Origin of the sequence: Microcystis aeruginosa FD4 (assembly GCF_009792235.1) — a bacterium.
GTDB lineage: Bacteria > Cyanobacteriota > Cyanobacteriia > Cyanobacteriales > Microcystaceae > Microcystis > Microcystis viridis.
The window spans coordinates 1711154-1728238 of the sequence record NZ_CP046973.1; the positions used below are offsets into that span (position 1 = coordinate 1711154).

24 protein-coding genes and 2 pseudogenes are annotated in these 17085 nt (G+C 39.2%); 6 read left to right on the forward strand and 20 right to left on the reverse strand.

The window, feature by feature from the left end:
• Positions 1–172: 172 nt before the first annotated feature.
• From GQR42_RS08840 to GQR42_RS08865, 6 genes are all read right to left on the reverse strand, one after another.
• Positions 173–748: a Uma2 family endonuclease gene (locus GQR42_RS08840; RefSeq protein WP_158199681.1), complete on the reverse strand. Its 576-nt coding sequence runs from the start codon at positions 746–748 to the stop codon at positions 173–175.
• A 113-nt stretch (positions 749–861) separates the two neighbouring features.
• A complete protein-coding gene (locus GQR42_RS08845) occupies positions 862–1482 on the reverse strand; it encodes a Uma2 family endonuclease (RefSeq protein WP_158199682.1) in 621 nt (206 codons plus the stop codon).
• A 48-nt stretch (positions 1483–1530) separates the two neighbouring features.
• Positions 1531–3057, reverse strand: coding sequence for a GldG family protein (locus tag GQR42_RS08850; RefSeq protein WP_158199683.1), 1527 nt, complete (start codon positions 3055–3057; stop codon positions 1531–1533).
• A 2-nt stretch (positions 3058–3059) separates the two neighbouring features.
• On the reverse strand, positions 3060–3890 hold the full coding sequence (locus tag GQR42_RS08855) for an ABC transporter permease (RefSeq protein ID WP_158199684.1): 831 nt from the start codon (positions 3888–3890) through the stop codon (positions 3060–3062).
• Entirely contained in the window at positions 3880–4821 is a 942-nt protein-coding gene (locus GQR42_RS08860; protein WP_158199685.1) for an ABC transporter ATP-binding protein, read from the reverse strand. The genes GQR42_RS08855 and GQR42_RS08860 overlap by 11 nt, the downstream gene beginning before the upstream one ends.
• 111 nt (positions 4822–4932) lie before the next feature.
• A complete protein-coding gene (locus tag GQR42_RS08865) occupies positions 4933–5913 on the reverse strand; it encodes an ABC transporter ATP-binding protein (RefSeq protein WP_158199686.1) in 981 nt (326 codons plus the stop codon).
• A 274-nt stretch (positions 5914–6187) separates the two neighbouring features.
• Between GQR42_RS08865 and GQR42_RS08870 the strand changes: the two genes are divergently transcribed.
• Positions 6188–7054: an alpha/beta fold hydrolase gene (locus GQR42_RS08870; RefSeq protein ID WP_158199687.1), complete on the forward strand. Its 867-nt coding sequence runs from the start codon at positions 6188–6190 to the stop codon at positions 7052–7054.
• A 556-nt stretch (positions 7055–7610) separates the two neighbouring features.
• Here the strand turns inward: GQR42_RS08870 and GQR42_RS08875 are convergent.
• The 7 genes and pseudogenes from GQR42_RS08875 to GQR42_RS29465 all read right to left on the reverse strand — a co-directional run.
• Positions 7611–7880, reverse strand: a complete 270-nt coding sequence (locus tag GQR42_RS08875; protein WP_158199688.1) for a type II toxin-antitoxin system RelE/ParE family toxin — start codon at positions 7878–7880, stop codon at positions 7611–7613.
• Complete coding sequence (locus GQR42_RS08880) at positions 7877–8104, reverse strand: hypothetical protein (protein ID WP_158199689.1); 228 nt, start codon at positions 8102–8104, stop codon at positions 7877–7879. Before GQR42_RS08880 ends, GQR42_RS08875 begins: the two co-directional genes overlap by 4 nt.
• A gap of 165 nt (positions 8105–8269) precedes the next feature.
• A complete protein-coding gene (locus tag GQR42_RS08885) occupies positions 8270–8632 on the reverse strand; it encodes a type II toxin-antitoxin system PemK/MazF family toxin (protein WP_158199690.1) in 363 nt (120 codons plus the stop codon).
• A complete protein-coding gene (locus tag GQR42_RS08890) occupies positions 8622–8825 on the reverse strand; it encodes a hypothetical protein (protein ID WP_158199691.1) in 204 nt (67 codons plus the stop codon). The genes GQR42_RS08885 and GQR42_RS08890 overlap by 11 nt, the downstream gene beginning before the upstream one ends.
• Positions 8826–8958: 133 nt before the next feature.
• Positions 8959–9297, reverse strand: coding sequence for a DUF2442 domain-containing protein (locus GQR42_RS08895; protein ID WP_158199692.1), 339 nt, complete (start codon positions 9295–9297; stop codon positions 8959–8961).
• Positions 9251–9508 carry a DUF4160 domain-containing protein gene (locus GQR42_RS08900; RefSeq protein ID WP_257792626.1) on the reverse strand — a complete coding sequence of 86 codons (258 nt, stop codon included), beginning with the start codon at positions 9506–9508 and terminating at the stop codon, positions 9251–9253. The genes GQR42_RS08895 and GQR42_RS08900 overlap by 47 nt, the downstream gene beginning before the upstream one ends.
• Positions 9509–9695: 187 nt before the next feature.
• Positions 9696–9794 (reverse strand): annotated as a pseudogene (locus GQR42_RS29465) (DUF29 family protein); the annotation flags it as partial.
• A 454-nt stretch (positions 9795–10248) separates the two neighbouring features.
• Here GQR42_RS29465 and GQR42_RS27625 point away from each other — a divergent pair.
• From GQR42_RS27625 to GQR42_RS08915, 3 genes are all read left to right on the forward strand, one after another.
• Positions 10249–10482, forward strand: a complete 234-nt coding sequence (locus tag GQR42_RS27625) for an REP-associated tyrosine transposase (protein WP_199273296.1) — start codon at positions 10249–10251, stop codon at positions 10480–10482.
• A gap of 124 nt (positions 10483–10606) precedes the next feature.
• Positions 10607–10738: a hypothetical protein gene (locus GQR42_RS29470; RefSeq protein WP_257792627.1), complete on the forward strand. Its 132-nt coding sequence runs from the start codon at positions 10607–10609 to the stop codon at positions 10736–10738.
• 242 nt (positions 10739–10980) lie between these two features.
• Positions 10981–11280, forward strand: a complete 300-nt coding sequence (locus tag GQR42_RS08915; RefSeq protein ID WP_158199694.1) for a hypothetical protein — start codon at positions 10981–10983, stop codon at positions 11278–11280.
• A 62-nt stretch (positions 11281–11342) separates the two neighbouring features.
• Here the strand turns inward: GQR42_RS08915 and GQR42_RS08920 are convergent, their stop codons facing one another.
• From GQR42_RS08920 to GQR42_RS29480, 6 genes and pseudogenes are all read right to left on the reverse strand, one after another.
• Positions 11343–11552 carry a type II toxin-antitoxin system HicA family toxin gene (locus tag GQR42_RS08920; protein ID WP_158199695.1) on the reverse strand — a complete coding sequence of 70 codons (210 nt, stop codon included), beginning with the start codon at positions 11550–11552 and terminating at the stop codon, positions 11343–11345.
• Positions 11549–11749 carry a type II toxin-antitoxin system HicB family antitoxin gene (locus GQR42_RS08925; RefSeq protein ID WP_002735173.1) on the reverse strand — a complete coding sequence of 67 codons (201 nt, stop codon included), beginning with the start codon at positions 11747–11749 and terminating at the stop codon, positions 11549–11551. Before GQR42_RS08925 ends, GQR42_RS08920 begins: the two co-directional genes overlap by 4 nt.
• A 242-nt stretch (positions 11750–11991) precedes the next feature.
• Positions 11992–12699 (reverse strand): calcium-binding protein, encoded by a 708-nt coding sequence (locus tag GQR42_RS08930; protein WP_158199696.1) that lies wholly within the window; start codon positions 12697–12699, stop codon positions 11992–11994.
• Positions 12700–13152: 453 nt separating this feature from the next.
• Positions 13153–13491 carry a DUF2442 domain-containing protein gene (locus GQR42_RS08935; protein WP_158199697.1) on the reverse strand — a complete coding sequence of 113 codons (339 nt, stop codon included), beginning with the start codon at positions 13489–13491 and terminating at the stop codon, positions 13153–13155.
• The gene (locus GQR42_RS08940) at positions 13445–13702 is read right to left on the reverse strand and encodes a DUF4160 domain-containing protein (RefSeq protein ID WP_257792626.1); all 258 of its coding nucleotides are present in this window, start codon (positions 13700–13702) and stop codon (positions 13445–13447) included. Before GQR42_RS08940 ends, GQR42_RS08935 begins: the two co-directional genes overlap by 47 nt.
• Positions 13703–13889: 187 nt before the next feature.
• Positions 13890–13988 (reverse strand): annotated as a pseudogene (locus tag GQR42_RS29480) (DUF29 family protein); the annotation flags it as partial.
• Positions 13989–14264: 276 nt separating this feature from the next.
• Between GQR42_RS29480 and GQR42_RS08950 the strand changes: the two are divergent.
• Complete coding sequence (locus GQR42_RS08950) at positions 14265–15434, forward strand: AAA family ATPase (RefSeq protein ID WP_158199698.1); 1170 nt, start codon at positions 14265–14267, stop codon at positions 15432–15434.
• Positions 15435–15452: 18 nt separating this feature from the next.
• Positions 15453–16406 carry a hypothetical protein gene (locus tag GQR42_RS08955; protein ID WP_158199699.1) on the forward strand — a complete coding sequence of 318 codons (954 nt, stop codon included), beginning with the start codon at positions 15453–15455 and terminating at the stop codon, positions 16404–16406.
• Between the two features lie 127 nt (positions 16407–16533).
• Here the strand turns inward: GQR42_RS08955 and GQR42_RS08960 are convergent, their stop codons facing one another.
• The gene (locus tag GQR42_RS08960) at positions 16534–16974 is read right to left on the reverse strand and encodes a DUF29 domain-containing protein (protein ID WP_158199700.1); all 441 of its coding nucleotides are present in this window, start codon (positions 16972–16974) and stop codon (positions 16534–16536) included.
• Positions 16975–17085: the final 111 nt, after the last annotated feature.

Here is a 17085-nt window from a genome sequence, read left to right on the forward strand (position 1 = left end):
TATTGCCTTTTGCCTATTGCCTTTTGCCTGTCCTGATATGTAGCCCATACTCAACGGATTTAGTATAAAATAAATAAGAGGGGTTATTCATAATGAGTCCACATCCCTATAACTTTGATAACTTTACTCTTCTGGAATAAACTGATAAACCAAACGATGCTGACAGAACAAATTAAACCTTTAGCCAAGCAAAAATATCCACTGCTGATATTGACCAACGTTCTAAACCTTTAATCACTGCTAAAGACTCATTATTTCCTTCAGTTGCAATATGTACTTTCGGTAATCCTGTTTGAAAAACGGTGACTGACTTTGCTGAAGGATCAATCAACCAACCTAATTCTGTTCCTTGTTGTAAACAGAAAATAATCTTTTCCATCCCTAAGGTAACAGATTGTTCAGGAGACATAATTTCAATAATCCAATCGGGATAACGTAAAAATTGATCGGCCATTTCTCCATCTAGATCTCTTGGCAAATTCTCCCAACGAATCACCGCAATATCTGGCACAATTGAACGTTCTGCAAAAGTACAACGCAATTCAGGTAGAGCATAAGCTAATTTTTGAGGTTTAGTCTGTTGATTAATGGCAGAGGCTAACTCAAATTGTAAGATGCTGTGTTTTCCTTTGGGCATAGGTTTTTGAGTGACAATTCCATGATAATATTCCCTAGCAGGCTTAGTTTCTGGAAGGGCAAGAAATACTTCGAGGGAAAGGGCTTGTTTATCTTCTATTGTGGCAAACATTAGATTGATTTCTCCGATCTTGAGTTATTTTCTATTATAAGCTCCTGACTCCTGACTCTCAGGACAATTTTTTATTCTTACCATAAGTCTAATCTAAAAATACGGGTTTTTCTTTAAGCTCTAGCATGAAAAATTTGATTAGCAGTGAGGTTTAACTCTGGAAAAACCCCTGAAATAAGACGTTGATCCTGTTTAAATAAATTACTTTGATATTCTCCATCGATTAATTGATAGATAGAAATGGTGGGTTCTTTGGGGCTGCCGATATATCGGGCCGAACCTTTAGCTAAATAATCGATAATCCAATATTCGGGAATTCCTAATTGTTCGTAGTCGTCGAATTTTTTCAGATAATCATCTCGCCAATTGGAACTGACAATTTCAATAATTAATTTAGCTGATGTTGCCAGAGAAATTGAGGAAGCGGTTTCCCAATAGGGATCATTAACTAGATTTTCTCTGTCTAAGACAATAATATCGGGTAGATAACCTGTATGGGGGCGAAGGGGTTTTACAGCGGCAGTATTGGGGATAAAATAGGGCAATTGCTGCCGATTTATCTCTAAGAATAGGGTTCCAGAAACAAATCCGCCAATTTCTTCGTGTTTTCCGATCGGTCGCATCATGGCCAATAATTTTCCTGCGATTAATTCGTATTGTTGTCCATCATCGGGATATTGGTTGATATAGTCATCAAAAGTCAACAATTCCGGGATAGTTTGGGTTGTGGTCATGGCAGTTAGGGTAAATAAGAGAGATGATTTTTCTAGATTATAACTCGATTAACGACGTTGCCACCAAGTCAATCCAGCTAGGGTAAATCCCACTAAAGGCATCACTACCATCCCTATCCAAAAAATAGCGTTAGCTTGCAGGGGATTTAAATTAATTCTTCTATTTTCTGGTTCCTTAGCCCGGATAGATAAGGTGGCTGTTTCACCACTGGCTAACCACTGCACAGAATTTAAAAATATATCTCCGTTTAACTGTTGTTCAAATAGTCCATCGCTGGCAAAGCTGGCATTACCAATCACGATTAATTTACCTTTTTTTCCCGTTAGAGCAACTCCTAGATCAAAGGGGCCAGCTAAATCTTTTTCAGGGTTAAACTGGAGATTCTGATCATTTAAATCACTCTCAGCCCACATTTTATCATTAGTAATCATTAAAGATACGGCTTCAATTCCTTCGATGGGAACGGTAGCGATGGGACGAGCAAAGGGAAAGATAGAAATACCGTTAGCAAAATCGCGAGTAATCGGATGATTACCGTAATTGGTAATAATGGGACTAGCCGGACCTAAACCGATGATTTCCCCCGCACCGGAAGCATCAATAATAATTCGATTATCTAGTTTCACACCCCAAGGGGTTAATAAGGGTTCTAATCCGGTTTCGGTTTGGGGGTCAATCAGTAATAAAATTTTGCCCCCTTGATTGAGATAGTTTTTTAAAGCGGTGACTTCCTGGGGAAATATTTTTCTTTTGGGACTGGCAATAATAATGACATCGGCATTATTGGGAATGGTGGAACGTTCCACTAGATTAAGTGGTTCTACTTGATAACCTTTTGCTTCTAAACTCTTGACTGCTTGTCCTAAACCTCCTTGAGGTTCTTTGATGGCATTTTCTCCATGACCTTGCAGAAAATAAGCGGTTAAAGTGCGATTGGTTTTAGCGGTTTCGATGGCATTACTCAGTTTCGCTTCCGTGAGACTTTCCTGTTCACTAATAGTTTTTAGGGGTTGTTTTTTGTCACCATACTGTAGATAGACTCTGGACAGATTATCATCAGCTAGTTTTTTAAATTCTTGGACAATATTGGGTTTTTTCTCCGGGTTAACTATCTCGTACTGAAATTGGGGATTTTTGCGTTGATAATTGGCTAAAAGTTCCTGTTCATTGCTACTGATTCCCCGGGTTGAAAAAATCCAGACTTTGACTGGTTTTGACAGATTGGTTAATAGTCTTTCGGTTTGGGGGGATAAACTAAAGATTTGGTTTTCGGTTAAATCAACTCGATAGGGATAACGGAGGGCGAGAAAGTTAATTAAACCGATAACGCTGAGGACAATAATAGTAGTAATGAGGGTTTGAGTGCCGGTGCGGGTACTTCTTTTTTGCCAAAAGTCTTTGTGAGTGATTACTAATAACAACAGCCACCCTAGAATCAGAATAGCCCCAGCAATTAATAACCCCAGAGAGAGGGATGACCATTGACCGGAGATTAACCCCACGGTTAAGCCGGCACTACCCAGAAAGAGGGCGGGTATATAGAGAAATTTACTGTATTTTTGCCAGTATCTCATAGTTAGTTTCTTTGATAACGGTCTGCTTCGATCGCTTGAGTAGTTAGGAAGATTCCCAGCAGAATATAACTGAGCAGGATGACTAAACTACTACTGTCAAAAATTCCCCGCACGAAATTGTTAAAGGGTTGATACCAAGATAGATGGGAGAGCAATTCTTTCAGGAAAAATCCGATCTGTTCTCCCACTTCTCCTCCGATACGATCTCGAAAGAAGGTTTCGGCATTGTTAGCAATTACATCCAGTATCCAGATAAATAAGATGGTGATAAAGGTGATGATGTAAGCAAGGATAGAACTATTGGTGAGGGAAGATATAAACATCCCGATGGCTAGGATGGCCGCTGCCAGTAAAATTAATCCTAGATGAGCTAGTAAAATACTGGCTATATTCACCGGGGGAACTGCGGCACTAAAAACTACTATTTCATAAATCCAAAAGGGGGTAATCATCACGGTAAAAAAGGCCAGCACTCCCAATAATTTACCGATGGCTATACTCCAATTAGTCAGGGGGGAAGTGGCTAAAAGTTCTAGGGTTCCCTGTTTTTTTTCCTCTGCGTATAATCCCATAGACAGGGCTGGCAAAATTACCAACAATAAAGAGGATAAAATCATGCCTATGAAAGTGGTCATAAATTCAGACACCGTATCTCTGGCTACCAGAAATCCCGATTGTTCCTGAATACCAATATCGAGAATAATGCCGTAGAGAAGGGAGTTAAAGAAAAATCCTGCTACTAACCAAAATATCCCCATAATTATATAGGCATTGGCGGCGGTAAAATAGCTTTGAAATTCCTTGCGAAAAATCGCCCAGATATTATTGATCATGTCTCTCCTCTTGCTGGTTACTTTCCCCGCTGCCGATTACTTCCAGAAAGATATCTTCTAGGGTTTTACGGGTGCGACGCATTTCTAATAGGTTATAACCATTGTTGACAACTATTCTAGCAAGTTCTGCCCCCAGGTTTGTTCCCGCTTGACCAACAATTTTGAGCAGGTTATCGCCGACTTTTGCCGCTTGTTCGACTTGGGGCATTTGTTGCAGGATTTCTAGCAGGGAATCCCTATCACCTTCGATCTCAATTTCATAACTGGAACCAGCAGGGGTAGCGGTAGTAATATTATTGGCTACGATGCGACCCCGATTAATAATTGTCGCTCGATCGCAGGTAATACTCACTTCTGGCAAAATATGAGTGGAGAGAATAATTGTATGTTCTCCCGCTAAACTTTTAATCAGATTTCTCACCTCGATAATCTGTTTCGGATCCAATCCTACTGTCGGTTCATCTAAAATAATTACCGGTGGATCGTGTACGATCGCTTGGGCAATTCCCACACGCTGTTTATAACCCTTGGACAACTTGCGGATAATAACTTTTCTTTTTTCTAGTAACTGACATTTGCTTAAAACTAAATCTACCCGCGCTTTTCTATCCCCCGATGAGATACCTTTGATCCGTGCGACAAAATCCAGAAAACTTTCTACGGTCATCTCTGGATACAAGGGGGGATTTTCGGGAAGATAACCAATGCGACGACGCACTTCTAAGGATTGTTGATGTACATCGTATCCTGCTATCCTTGCTGTTCCTGTTGTGGCAGGAATATAACCGGATAAAATCCTCATAGTGGTGGTTTTTCCGGCTCCATTGGGTCCCAAGAAACCGAGTATTTCTCCTTTTTCTACGGTAAAATCCACGTCACTAATTGCCGTGGTCGAACCATAAATTTTACTCAGATGTTCCACTTCAATCATAAGCTTTATCAGTTATCAGTTATCAGTTATCAGTTACCAGTTATCAGATGTGAGTTTTCAGTCAATAGTGTTAAGTGACAAGTTCGGAGCTTTCTTTTCACTGATTACTGCTCACTGATAACTGATTTTTCCCAGACTATGATCCTGATTAATTTCTACCACTAGCTCTGCTTGTTTGAGCAGGGGTGGGAGAAATAATTGCGGATGTAAACTTTTCCAAAAATACTTGACAAATTCCTCGATTTCTGATGGGTTCATACCTCCTTTTGTTTCGGCCGCCTGTCGCCATTGTAAACTGTAACGGTAGTCAAGGGGATAAAGAATCAGTAAGCGATCGATTTTTGACCAGAGGGGTAGATATTCTCGCAATCTTTGATTATTATCCCTGGCGAATTGTCGGTCTTCTTCGCTATTAATCGGATCGGGGGCATGATCAAAGACTGTTTCCTCTATTGGATTCATGCCCACAAACCAACCCTCGAAAAAAAGAATATCGACTCGTTCCACTTGTTCCGGTGCAATTCTATCTCCTTGTCCTCGATGCAGGGACTTGTCAAAACGCGGGATTAAAATCGGACTTTCCTGCTGACAAACCTGTTCTAAAACTTTAATTCCTAATTCTATATCATGAGTACCCGGTGGACCACGCCAGCGCAATCTTTTATCCTTTTGACGCAATTTTATTCGCTCATTATAGGTCTTATAAATATCATCTAAAGAGAGATTATTTACTTTTAAATCAAAATAGGCTAAAATAATCGACATTATAGATGTTATGGTGGTCTTTCCCGTGCCTTGGGGAGCTAAAATGCCTTGAATCAACGGTTTTGCGTGGTTGCGTAGCTCTAGCGCCCAGGGAATCCAGAAGCGCCAACAGCTGATCAAAATCTGATTTGGCTGATTTATCCCTAACTCCTGACATTTTTGCCAGACTCGCGGCCAGAGAATCGTTAATAGTTCCGCCCTTTCCTGTAGGATGAGAGGGTTAGTCTCCCTAAAATTTAAGGATTCGATCTCTAGTAAATCTTCTAGATCCGCCTGACTTAAGGGATTTTCGTCGATTAATCCCCGTAAAATCGTCAAAATCTTCATAGCTATTATCGGAATTAGGAAAAAACTGTCCCAGTGATTCAGGAGTAATTCTCTGGGTTATGGGTTCGCTCAAGATTTTTTTGTAAGAGTGTTTTTTAGGATTATTTGCCCAAAAATGAAGGGTTTGCAGGCAGGCACGGATTCCCATTATACATATAAGTATATGTCAAGTCCCGTTTTCAGTCAAGGGGTTTGGTCAAAAATCTCTAGCTTTGTCTCCAGTTTCTCAATCGGTTAGACTAAGAATTATTCACATTACTTAACAAAACAGCAGATGAATACAGCTGCTCTGACGACAAGGCAAAATTGGCAATGGCAAGGAAATTCTATACACTATGTGCAAGCGGGTACTAGAGTTGCGGGAAAACCCCCATTACTATTAGTCCACGGTTTTGGCGCTTCTACCGACCATTGGCGAAAAAATCTGCAAGGTTTAGCCTCAGAATGGGAGGTATGGGCGATCGATCTGTTAGGATTTGGTAGATCAGCTAAACCGGATCTGGTCTATAGTGGCAGTCTTTGGCAGCAACAATTAAAAGATTTTATCAAGGAAGTTGTGGGCCAACCGACGGTTTTAGCGGGTAATTCTCTGGGGGGTTACGCTTCTCTCTGTGTGGCTGCTAATCACTCTGAGAATGTTCGGGGATTAATTCTCCTCAATAGCGCAGGTCCCTTTAGCGATACAGAAAGCAATCGTCAGCCTAACTTAGCACAAAAATTACTGCGATCGATCTTGCTGCAACCTTGGGCCAGTTATCTCTTATTTCTCTATACCCGTCAACCAAAAACTATCCGCAAAACCCTAGAGAAAGTATATCTCGATCGCAGTGCCATTACTGAGCAGTTAATAGAAGATATCCGTCGTCCTTCCCTGGATGCGGGAGCAGCCAAAGTTTTTGCTTCTGTGTTTAAATCTCCCCGGGGGGAAAATGTGGATATTCTCCTGCAAAAGTTAAGTTGTCCCCTGTTGATGTTATGGGGTGAAGGGGACCCTTGGATGAATACTAGGGAACGCGGGGCCAAATTCCGTCAATACTATCCTTCTCTGACAGAATATTATCTCACTGCTGGTCATTGTCCCCACGATGAAATTCCCACAGAGGTTAACCGGTTGATTAGTGATTGGTTGAAAAGCTTATAGGTAGTTAGGGATCGGTTATCAGGTTTTTATTTTTTTGACGCTTATTTGACCTGAAAAAAGAGGGTTCGCAGGCAGGCACGGATTCCCATTCTATATATAAGAATCTGTCAAGTGCGGAGATTTGTCAAGGGTTTTTTGGGAAAAAATCTGCTGGAATTTGACCAGTAGAAAAGACAAGTGATCGCCAGATATTGGATAGGTGTAGAAACGCGGGATAAGAGATTGTTTCACTTTTCCCCGTGAGCTGCGGTAAGCAGATGAGCAAGAGGATAGGATTACAGGAGTTTTAACAATGCGGTTACTACGGGTTCAGGTTCCTGACTTTCGAGTGTTAAAGAATATTGATCTTAGTTTCGAGAAAGACTTTTTTCCTCAGATATTCCCTATCGGTAGTTTGGTATCTCGTAGGTTGGGTTAAGGAACGCAACCCAACTATGGGAAATGATCACCTCATTGTGGGTTACTGCGTGCCAACCTAAGTTCGATAGCCGATCACGATATAAACATTGTAACTGCTTTTTGGCCAATTGTCAAGTTACTGCGATCGTCTAAATTTCTACGGGAAATTTTTGTAAAATCCTTCTCGACTCTCTATTTTGAGAATTTCGATAACTTCGCCATCCCAAAAAATTCCAATACGATAGCTGTAGTCAAATTTAATGCGATAATATCCTGAGAAGCCTTTTAGTGCTTCAAGATCGGGTATTTCGGATAGTGATTGAGAATTTCCAATTGCTTCAATACATTTTCTAACTTTTGCAAGAATTTTTTGGTCGTTAATTTTATCTAAATCTTTTTTGAAGCGTTTGGCAATTTGATATTTCATTGAGGCAAACTCTCCAAGAGAGATTGAGACTCTAATTCAGATAAAAATCCTTCTTTTCGAGAATCTTCACAAGCTAAATAAAGGATAAAGTCTTCTAATTCAGAGGAATTATTTTGAAATAAAAGTTGTAGAAAGCCTTGTCGGATTTCTAGTGGTAAGGTTTGAAAGAGGTTATAGAAACCTGTGCTAGTTAGCAAAGAATCTGTAATTTCTGTTTGACTCACGGCTGTTTTTTCCTTTTTTACGCAGTCTTTATTTAAATTATATCACCATCAAGCTTTCTAAAAAATCAGCGTTGCCGAAGGCACTGCGAAGCAGACCGCACTTTCAAAAGCTAAAGCGATCGCAATTTTCAAGTTTAATCAACAAGATGACAGCGATCGCACTATTTAATTATCTATGGAATAATCAATACTAATGATTAAACCTGCCAATAATTCTCCCATAACTTGATTGGAAACAACTCCAATTTTATCGATAAATCGTTGCGTTGATAGGCTACGAATCTGTAAAACATTCCCCGCAGAATCTTGATTTAAGCCGTTGATTTTATCTTGCACAATTTTGACCATAAAAGGACGATTAACAAATTTATTTTGCCAAGTTGTTAATGGAATCACAATTCTTAAAGCAATCGGACTATATAAATCTGAACTAATAACAACAACAGGACGTTTTTTCCTAATTTCTTGTCCGATGGTTGGCTCAAGGTTAACTTGCCAGATTTCGCCTCGTTTTGGGTTAATCGTCATCGTTTTCTAATCCTTCTCCCTCAATTTCTGAAAAGAAATCTAGTTCAGGATCATTATTGACATCTTCAGCCATTTCTTGAATAAGAGGACGTAAAAGTTTATGTCTTTCTGATAGAGAAAGTTTAGCAATTTCTTGTAATGAAGGCAAAGAAGATTGAGCAATATTTTCATTAATAGTATCAATACTTAACATTTTGATTACCCCTAAAATCTTCATTTACCTATTGTACAACAAATCCCGCACTATGAAGACGGTAATATGAGATCGCATTAATAAACATCGCAAAAATCAGATGATTACGGTGAATAACAATTAATTTGGTGCGTTACATTTCATTAACGCACCCTACACGATCACCGACCATACTAACTGGTTGCTTGTCGAGAGCAATTTCAAATAAAAATTCAGGGGCAAAGTCTGCTCCGTTTGGCCATTCTATTGTCCGACTATTTACATATACTTTTTGAAATAAGCTTTGATCTTTTAAGGGTTCAAAGATTTCTCCATACAATTCTTTTTCTAAATCTACAATCCCTTCTATTCCATTATTAAAGGTTAGCTTTAATTGATACTTATCCAGATATTCCACACAGATAACGTGAAGAAATAGCTCCTTTTTAGGGAAGGGGATCGATTCTGTTAAGAGGTTTTCTTTGACGCGCATTTTCCCAGTTCTCCAATAGTTCAGATTGATGTAGATCAAGCCACTCCCATATTAAATTTAGTCCTCTTTTGGGCATTTGACCACAAACTTCACCTGTGTGAATCATTATAACCGCTTCATAATCTTGATACTCGGCATGGATAGGAGGCGGATTGTGATCGTTATAGTTCATGGTGATTTTTATTCCATAGAAGCTTGATAGAGTGGGCATGAGTAAGAATAGTAATAAAGGTTGCTTTCTAAAAGTTTGCCCCCTATTGTAAGCGATCGCCCTTGGTGTTCCTATCCCAAGCAATGACAATTTTAAAGTTTAATCAACAAGATAACAGCGATTACATTGAGCCTAGTCATAATGAAATTTACAACTAATAATAATAATTTTTGTCTCTGTTGGTTCCCCAATCCAATACATCTGTATGTCTTTGTCGCAGTTGTTTGGCCGTTTCTTCTAACCAAGCAAGATAGTCCTGTTCGTATAAGTCTTTAGTAGTGGTCAGGTATCAGGTTTTTATTTTCTTGACGCTTATTTAACCTGAAAAAAGAGGGGTCGCAGGCAGGCACGGATTTCCATTCTATATATAAGTATCTGTCAAGGGCGGGGATTTGTCAAGGGTTTTTCTGAAAAAATCTGCCAGAATTTGGCCGGTAGAAAAGACAAGTGATCGCCAGATATTGGATAGGTATAGAAACGCGGGATAAGAGATTGTTTCACTTTTCCCTGTGAGCTACAATAAGCAGATGAGCAAGAGGATAGGATTACGGGAGTTTTGACAATGCGGTTACTACGGGTTCAAGTTCCTGACTTTCGAGTGTTAAAGAATATTGATCTTAGTTTCGGGAAAGACTTTTTTCCTCAGATATTCCCTATCCGTAGTTTGGTAGGTTGGGTTGAGGCACGAAACCCAACGCCAGTTGCGTAAACACCAATCCAATAAATGTTATCCTAACTTGATGCAATACCGTAGAGCAAAAACACCACGAGCCACTTATTTTTTTACAGTTGTGACATACAATCGCCACAGAATTTTGTGTGAACCTGAAAATGTGGATTTACTACGAAATGCTTTTAAATATGTTATGCGACAACATCATTTTAAGATTGATGCTATTGTCATTTTACCAGATCACATTCATGCTCTTTGGATATTGCCTGAAACGGATGCAGATTTTTCAACTGGTTGGTGATTAATTAAAAGTTATTTTAGCCGTCAATGTCATTCTCAATATCAGGGTAAAATTTCAACATCTCGACAACATAAAGGAGAAAAAGCTATTTGGCAACGTCGCTTTTGGGAGCATCAAGTTCGAGATGGTCGCCAAGGGCGCGCCTACGGCGATCGAGATTTTGTTACTCATCTCGAATACCGTGCATCATGGATTAGTAAACGCTCCGAAAGATTGGCAATATTCCAGTTTTCACCGTTATATTGTTATGGAATAAAATGTAGAAGTGAAACCCAAAAAATTAAGGTAAGAAATAAAAGCAATGTTGGGTTTCGTCACCTCAACCCAACCTACAAGATCAGCGATCGCACTTTCAAGCCAAAATGATCGCGGTTTTCAAGTTTAATCAACAAGATGACGGCAATCGCATTATTTTTTTAGATATTTTGAGAAGAGGCCGTTCTCTCAGCAAAAAAATAGATTAAAATGAGTGTGTCAGCCTGATTAACAAAATGAGTTATGCCAACACCGACTATCATCGAAACGGATTTGCGCGAAGTTCTAGCAGAAATGAATCAGAAGCTAGATACAATTTCTAAAGATGTGAATCAAGTACAGATTCGATTGGCTACTGTAGAAACCAAAGTTGATAATGTAGAGAAACGATTGGATTCAATGGATAAGCGATTCGATAAAATGGAATTACAGATAGAAAAGGTAGACAGCAATCAGGGCAAGCAGGTTTGGGCTTCGATTGGGGTTTTGTTTACGGCGGTAGTGGCAACGTCTATCCGTTTTGTTTTAACAGCTTTACCCTAGATTTCAAAAGAAAACCTGATCGCGTTTTTAAGATTTAATCAACAAGAAAACAGCGATCACCGTTATCTCAAGTCATCTTCGGTCAGATCAGCATCTTTCAAAATACTCTTAAGAGTACCAATTGGTAAATCTTTATTGCCATGAACAGGAACGGATAAAATAACTTTCATTCCCTGTTTTGTATAAATATGATGACTACTACTAATGCGTTTTAACTGCCAACCATAACGTTCAATAATTTTACAAAGGGCTTTGCCAGAAATAGATTTCATAATGATAATTCGACTAGCTCTTTTTCTGCTTCAATTTCTGTTTCTTGACTTGCAACTTCAAGCCATCCTTGAACTGCATCTTGCAACATTTCTAATAATTGTTCGTAGCTTTCTCCCCAGGTATGACAGCCTGGCAATGCCGGTACGGAACCGCACCAAATACCATCTTCTTGCCAGATTAGAGCTTTAATTTTCATGTTATTTTCAAAATATTTGCCTAGTTTTACTATGATAATAGAAAAATACGATATGTGATCGCCATTCCCACATCACCCAAAAATGATCGCCTCTCCTCATCCAAATCGCCATTCCCAAAAAATTGACTCTCCAAAAACGATCGCCCCTCCTTATCCCCAAAAACGATCGCACTATTCCCAAAAAATTGCTCCTTCCAAAAACGACCACCCCTCCCCATCACAAAAAAAACGATCGCACTCCGTTACGTCGCAACGATATCGTTATTAGTCATCAATAATCCTGTGTTTAAAAGAGCGATTTGAACTTGGGCAGTACCTCCCAAACCGTCGGAATCGAAGAATAATGCACCGTTAACACTATCGTAAATAAAACGATGGGATGCAGTAGTAGCAGATGAGCCGATGCTGAATTGATTGCTTAGAATTGCACCACTGGAAGACAAACCGAATGCCGTCTTGTACACTAGAATGGTATCGTCAATGACAGAAAAATCGGTAATCCAGTCAACCCCATAAGTGGGGGAATAAAAATCAAAGAAATCAGCATTCGCCCCGCCTGTCAGAGTATCATTCCCTTGTCCTCCAGCTAGAACATCGATTCCCAAACCACCGATTAAAACGTCATTTCCCCAACCGCCCCCCAAAACATCATTTCCTGCGTCTCCGATGAGATAATCATCTCCCAGTCCACCAGTCAGGGTGTCGTCTCCAGCCCCCCCGCTCAAATAATCCTGACCGTCATCGCCGAAAAGTTTGTCATTTCCGTCCTCCCCATACAACCAATCATCTCCAATCCCCCCATAGGCATTATCACTTCCTGTTCCACCGTAAATAACATCATTTCCACCATTACCGTAAAGGTTGTCATGGCCAGCCTGTCCGTAAATTGTATCGCTGGACGAAGTTCCATTCAACGAATTGTTAGAATTGTTACCATAAATTGTAGCCATCGTTGTTTACTCCGCTATATTTCAAGAAATTGTTTATAGAGTCCATTTGGTATCTTTCCCAAAATCATTACCCAGTATGGATTAGAGCGAATTAGCCAAAATACCTGTAATTCTTACCCGTGAAGCGTCACAAGAGAGATACCAAATAGGTTCTATAGAGCTTCTCGCATCTGTGCGGCACAGTTAAACCCTTGCCGATCGCGATTATGCTGTTCAGGATTGGGAATGTACCTCTTGTGAATCAGAAACTCTATATTCCGAATTGTATTTTTAAACAAAGGAGTTGTCAAGTCCAGTTGCACAGGAGATAAGAGCTATCTAAGTCAACACGGCAATTAGCGATCGCCCCTCCTCATCAACAAGCGATCACACCATGAGAAGAAAACCTGATCGCACTAAAGTCCAAAATAATCGCAAATCAGATAATTATTGTTAAGAAAACAATTTGGTACGTTACATTTCATTAGCGTACCCTACACGATCACCGACCATCCTAACTGGTTGCTTGTCGAGAGCAATTTCAAATAAAAATTCAGGGGCAAAGTCTGCTCCGTTTGGCCATTCTATTGTCCGACTATTTACATATACTTTTTGAAATAAGCTTTGATCTTTTAAGGGTTCAAAGATTTCTCCATACAATTCTTGTTCTAAATCTACAATCCCTTCTATTCCATTATTAAAGGTTAGCTTTAATTGATACTTATCCAGATATTCCACACAGATAACGTGAAGAAATAGCTCCTTTTTAGGGAAGGGGATCGATTCTGTTAAGAGGTTTTCTTTGACGCGCATTTTCCCAGTTCTCCAATAGTTCAGATTGATGTAGATCAAGCCACTCCCATATTAAATTTAGTCCTCTTTTGGGCATTTGACCACAAACTTCACCTGTGTGAATCATTATAACCGCTTCATAATCTTGATACTCGGCATGGATAGGAGGCGGATTGTGATCGTTATAGTTCATGGTGATTTTTATTCCATAGAAGCTTGATAGAGTGGGCATGAGTAAGAATAGTAATAAAGGTTGCTTTCTAAAAGTTTGCCCCCTATTGTAAGCGATCGCCCTTGGTGTTCCTATCCCAAGCAATGACAATTTTAAAGTTTAATCAACAAGATAACAGCGATTACATTGAGCCTAGTCATAATGAAATTTACAACTAATAATAATAATTTTTGTCTCTGTTGGTTCCCCAATCCAATACATCTGTATGTCTTTGTCGCAGTTGTTTGGCCGTTTCTTCTAACCAAGCAAGATAGTCCTGTTCGTATAAGTCTTTAGTAGTGGTCAGGTATCAGGTTTTTATTTTCTTGACGCTTATTTAACCTGAAAAAAGAGGGGTCGCAGGCAGGCACGGATTTCCATTCTATATATAAGTATCTGTCAAGGGCGGGGATTTGTCAAGGGTTTTTCTGAAAAAATCTGCCAGAATTTGGCCGGTAGAAAAGACAAGTGATCGCCAGATATTGGATAGGTATAGAAACGCGGGATAAGAGATTGTTTCACTTTTCCCTGTGAGCTACAATAAGCAGATGAGCAAGAGGATAGGATTACGGGAGTTTTGACAATGCGGTTACTACGGGTTCAAGTTCCTGATTTTCGAGTGTTAAAGAATATTGATATTAGTTTTGAGAAAGACTTTTTTCCCCAGATCTTCCCTATCGGTAGTCAAAATGGCGGTGGCAAAAGTACCCTTCTACAATTAATTTTTATCCTGCTTCATTGTTCTGGTGATCCAGAAAAGATAGAATACGTTGTAAATTTACTGCATCGATGTCAACTAGAAGATGAGTTAGACCAGAAACCCTTGGCTATTTTTGAAATTTTAACCGACAATCGGGAAGAAGTGAAACTAGAATTTTTTATTTGCAGCGATGCCTATGTAAAAAATTTACTATCTAACCTTGACGGACAAAAAGAAGATTTAGATACTGTTAACGTTGATGATCGTCTTCTAGCAATGTTCAAAAATATTTTGGAAAGAAATGGGTTGGTATATCTTTGTCAAGCAAACAACCAGAAGAATGAAAAAATATTTTTGCTGTATAAATTTAGTCAAGCCATCCAAGAAGAATTTCAATTATTCATGAAAGAATTATCCTCAAAAATATTTTTAGCAGCACCTTCAACGCAAGTTTTTATCTTTTTACCTAAAGCTACAAACAAGAGTCTTTTTCAGATAAATCAAGGGAATACAGACTCTAGTAACTATTATTTAGCCATGGCAGATATTAAAAAGAAACTTAGCAACTTATTTACCTACGATTTTCTGCCCGTTGAGCTATTGATTAATTACTTTATCATGGCTCGTGATCAAGATTTTGCTCAAGCTATAGAAACGGGTGAATATGGAAATAATTATCAACTAATACGGCAAAACTTAAATTCAATTTTATCCGACAAAGAAATTAATTTAGATAAAGATATATCGGGGATTACCTTTAAATTCAAAGGAGATATAAACGGAGAAGAATTATATCCAGAGGATTTGAGTCATGGGGAACTGAAGCGATTAAGTATCTATCTGTGGCTAAAGTATCGTAGGATAAAAGATGCGATTGTATTGATGGATGAAATTGAGATTGCTCTCCATCCCGACTGGCAATATAAAATTATTGAGGACTTGCAGGAATGGGAACCTAGCAATCAATATATCTTAGCCACTCATTCCTATGAACTCTGTCAAGCTTTAACTCCCGCTCATGTTAAAGAGATAGAACCGAAACTATTTAAATAAAGATTGAGAAACTAACCCATGAGTCTTAGAGAAACGGAACTTTTAGAACATTGTCAATTTATTCTGGCAAACCGTCAAATTCGTAATAAATTTGTCATCCTCTGTGAAGGGGAAATCAAAAAAACTGCCGGCAGGTTATCTCCTCAATCCTATCGAGCTATGGAAGATTTTCCCGATGCTAATTTTTATAAAGCTTGTGTTCCTAGGGATTGGAGACAAAAGATACCGACTTTTTTTAACTGTGGTGATAGAAATGATGTTTTAAATACTTACTTTCATCTTTTGCGTTTGCATGAACAGAACCCAGAAGCTTCTTATTTAAATCCCCAGCAGCTTTTCGCTATCGTCGATTTGGACTTACAAAATAAAAGTTTAGATGATTCCTACCCATTTAAGTATTTAGAGGAAATTTTTGAGGACTTATATGAAAAATCACTGATTAAAGTCAATCAGGTTGGACAGCATAGAATCTGGGTAACGGGATTGATTCATAAAGAGTCCTATTTTATTTTCCCCGATATTCAATCAATTCTTAGCGAACATTCGGCTGTTTATCGAGATTCCGCTGCTAGACTAGAAAAGATTTATCTTGATATGGCAGATAAAATTAAGGATGATGCCGATTTAAAAAATAATTTTTCCAGAGTTAAAGGGAGAATCTCTCATTGTCAAAACCTAGAGCTATCGGAAGTGGAGAAATTACAGCTATCTTGGCAAAAACAATATCAAGTTAGCCACGACAATAGCCAATCGGAATTAGTGCTGGCTCTGTTGACTATCAAAAAAGCGAAGCAATACTGGTTACAAGTTGAACCTCCAGGGGACTATACATCACCCCCAGAAAGATATAGAGAACAACTGGCATTACAAATAGGAAGATTCTATTCCGACAATAGCGATAATCCCAGCTGCCATATTTCCCATCTCCTAAAACTGCTGAAGCTAGAATTAAACCCCAGGGAGCAGGAATAAATCTAATCGCATTATTTAACCTGAAAAAAGAGGGGTCGCAGGCAGGCACGGATTTCCATTCTATATATAAGTATCTGTCAAGGGCGGGGATTTGTCAAGGGTTTTTCTGAAAAAATCTGCCGGAATTTCAGGGGAGAAAATCGGAATCGAGGATTTGTTCGGGACTATAGGGGCAGCTTTCGGCAAAGATAGCGGCCGGCAATTCGCTTTTTTGTCGGACTCGCTTCACTGCTTTGGGGTAAATAACCGCAATTCTGGTTAAAAAATAGTTATAAAGGGTTTTTGACTCCAATAAAAGTTCTAATTCCACCCGAAAGTTACCGATTTCGTCCTGCCATCCCTTCGCACATCTTTCTCGTTCCCCCGGCCAGTATTGGTAGAGAAGCAGATGAATGAGTAATTGCAGGAGATAACTATCTACTTTATGTCTCTGTTCATTCCCCAAAGCTTCGATTTCTTCCCTGAGATGTTCCCAATCTAATACATCTGTCTGTCTTTGTCGCAGTTGTTTGGCCGTTTCTTCTAACCAAGCAGGATAATCTTGTTCGTATAAGTCTTTAATTGTCATCCCCTGTCTTCTTTATTCCTTGCGCTTATTTGACCTGAAAAAAGAGGGTTTGCAGGCAGGCACGGATTCCCATTCTATATATAACCGTATGTCAAGTGCGGGGATTTGTCA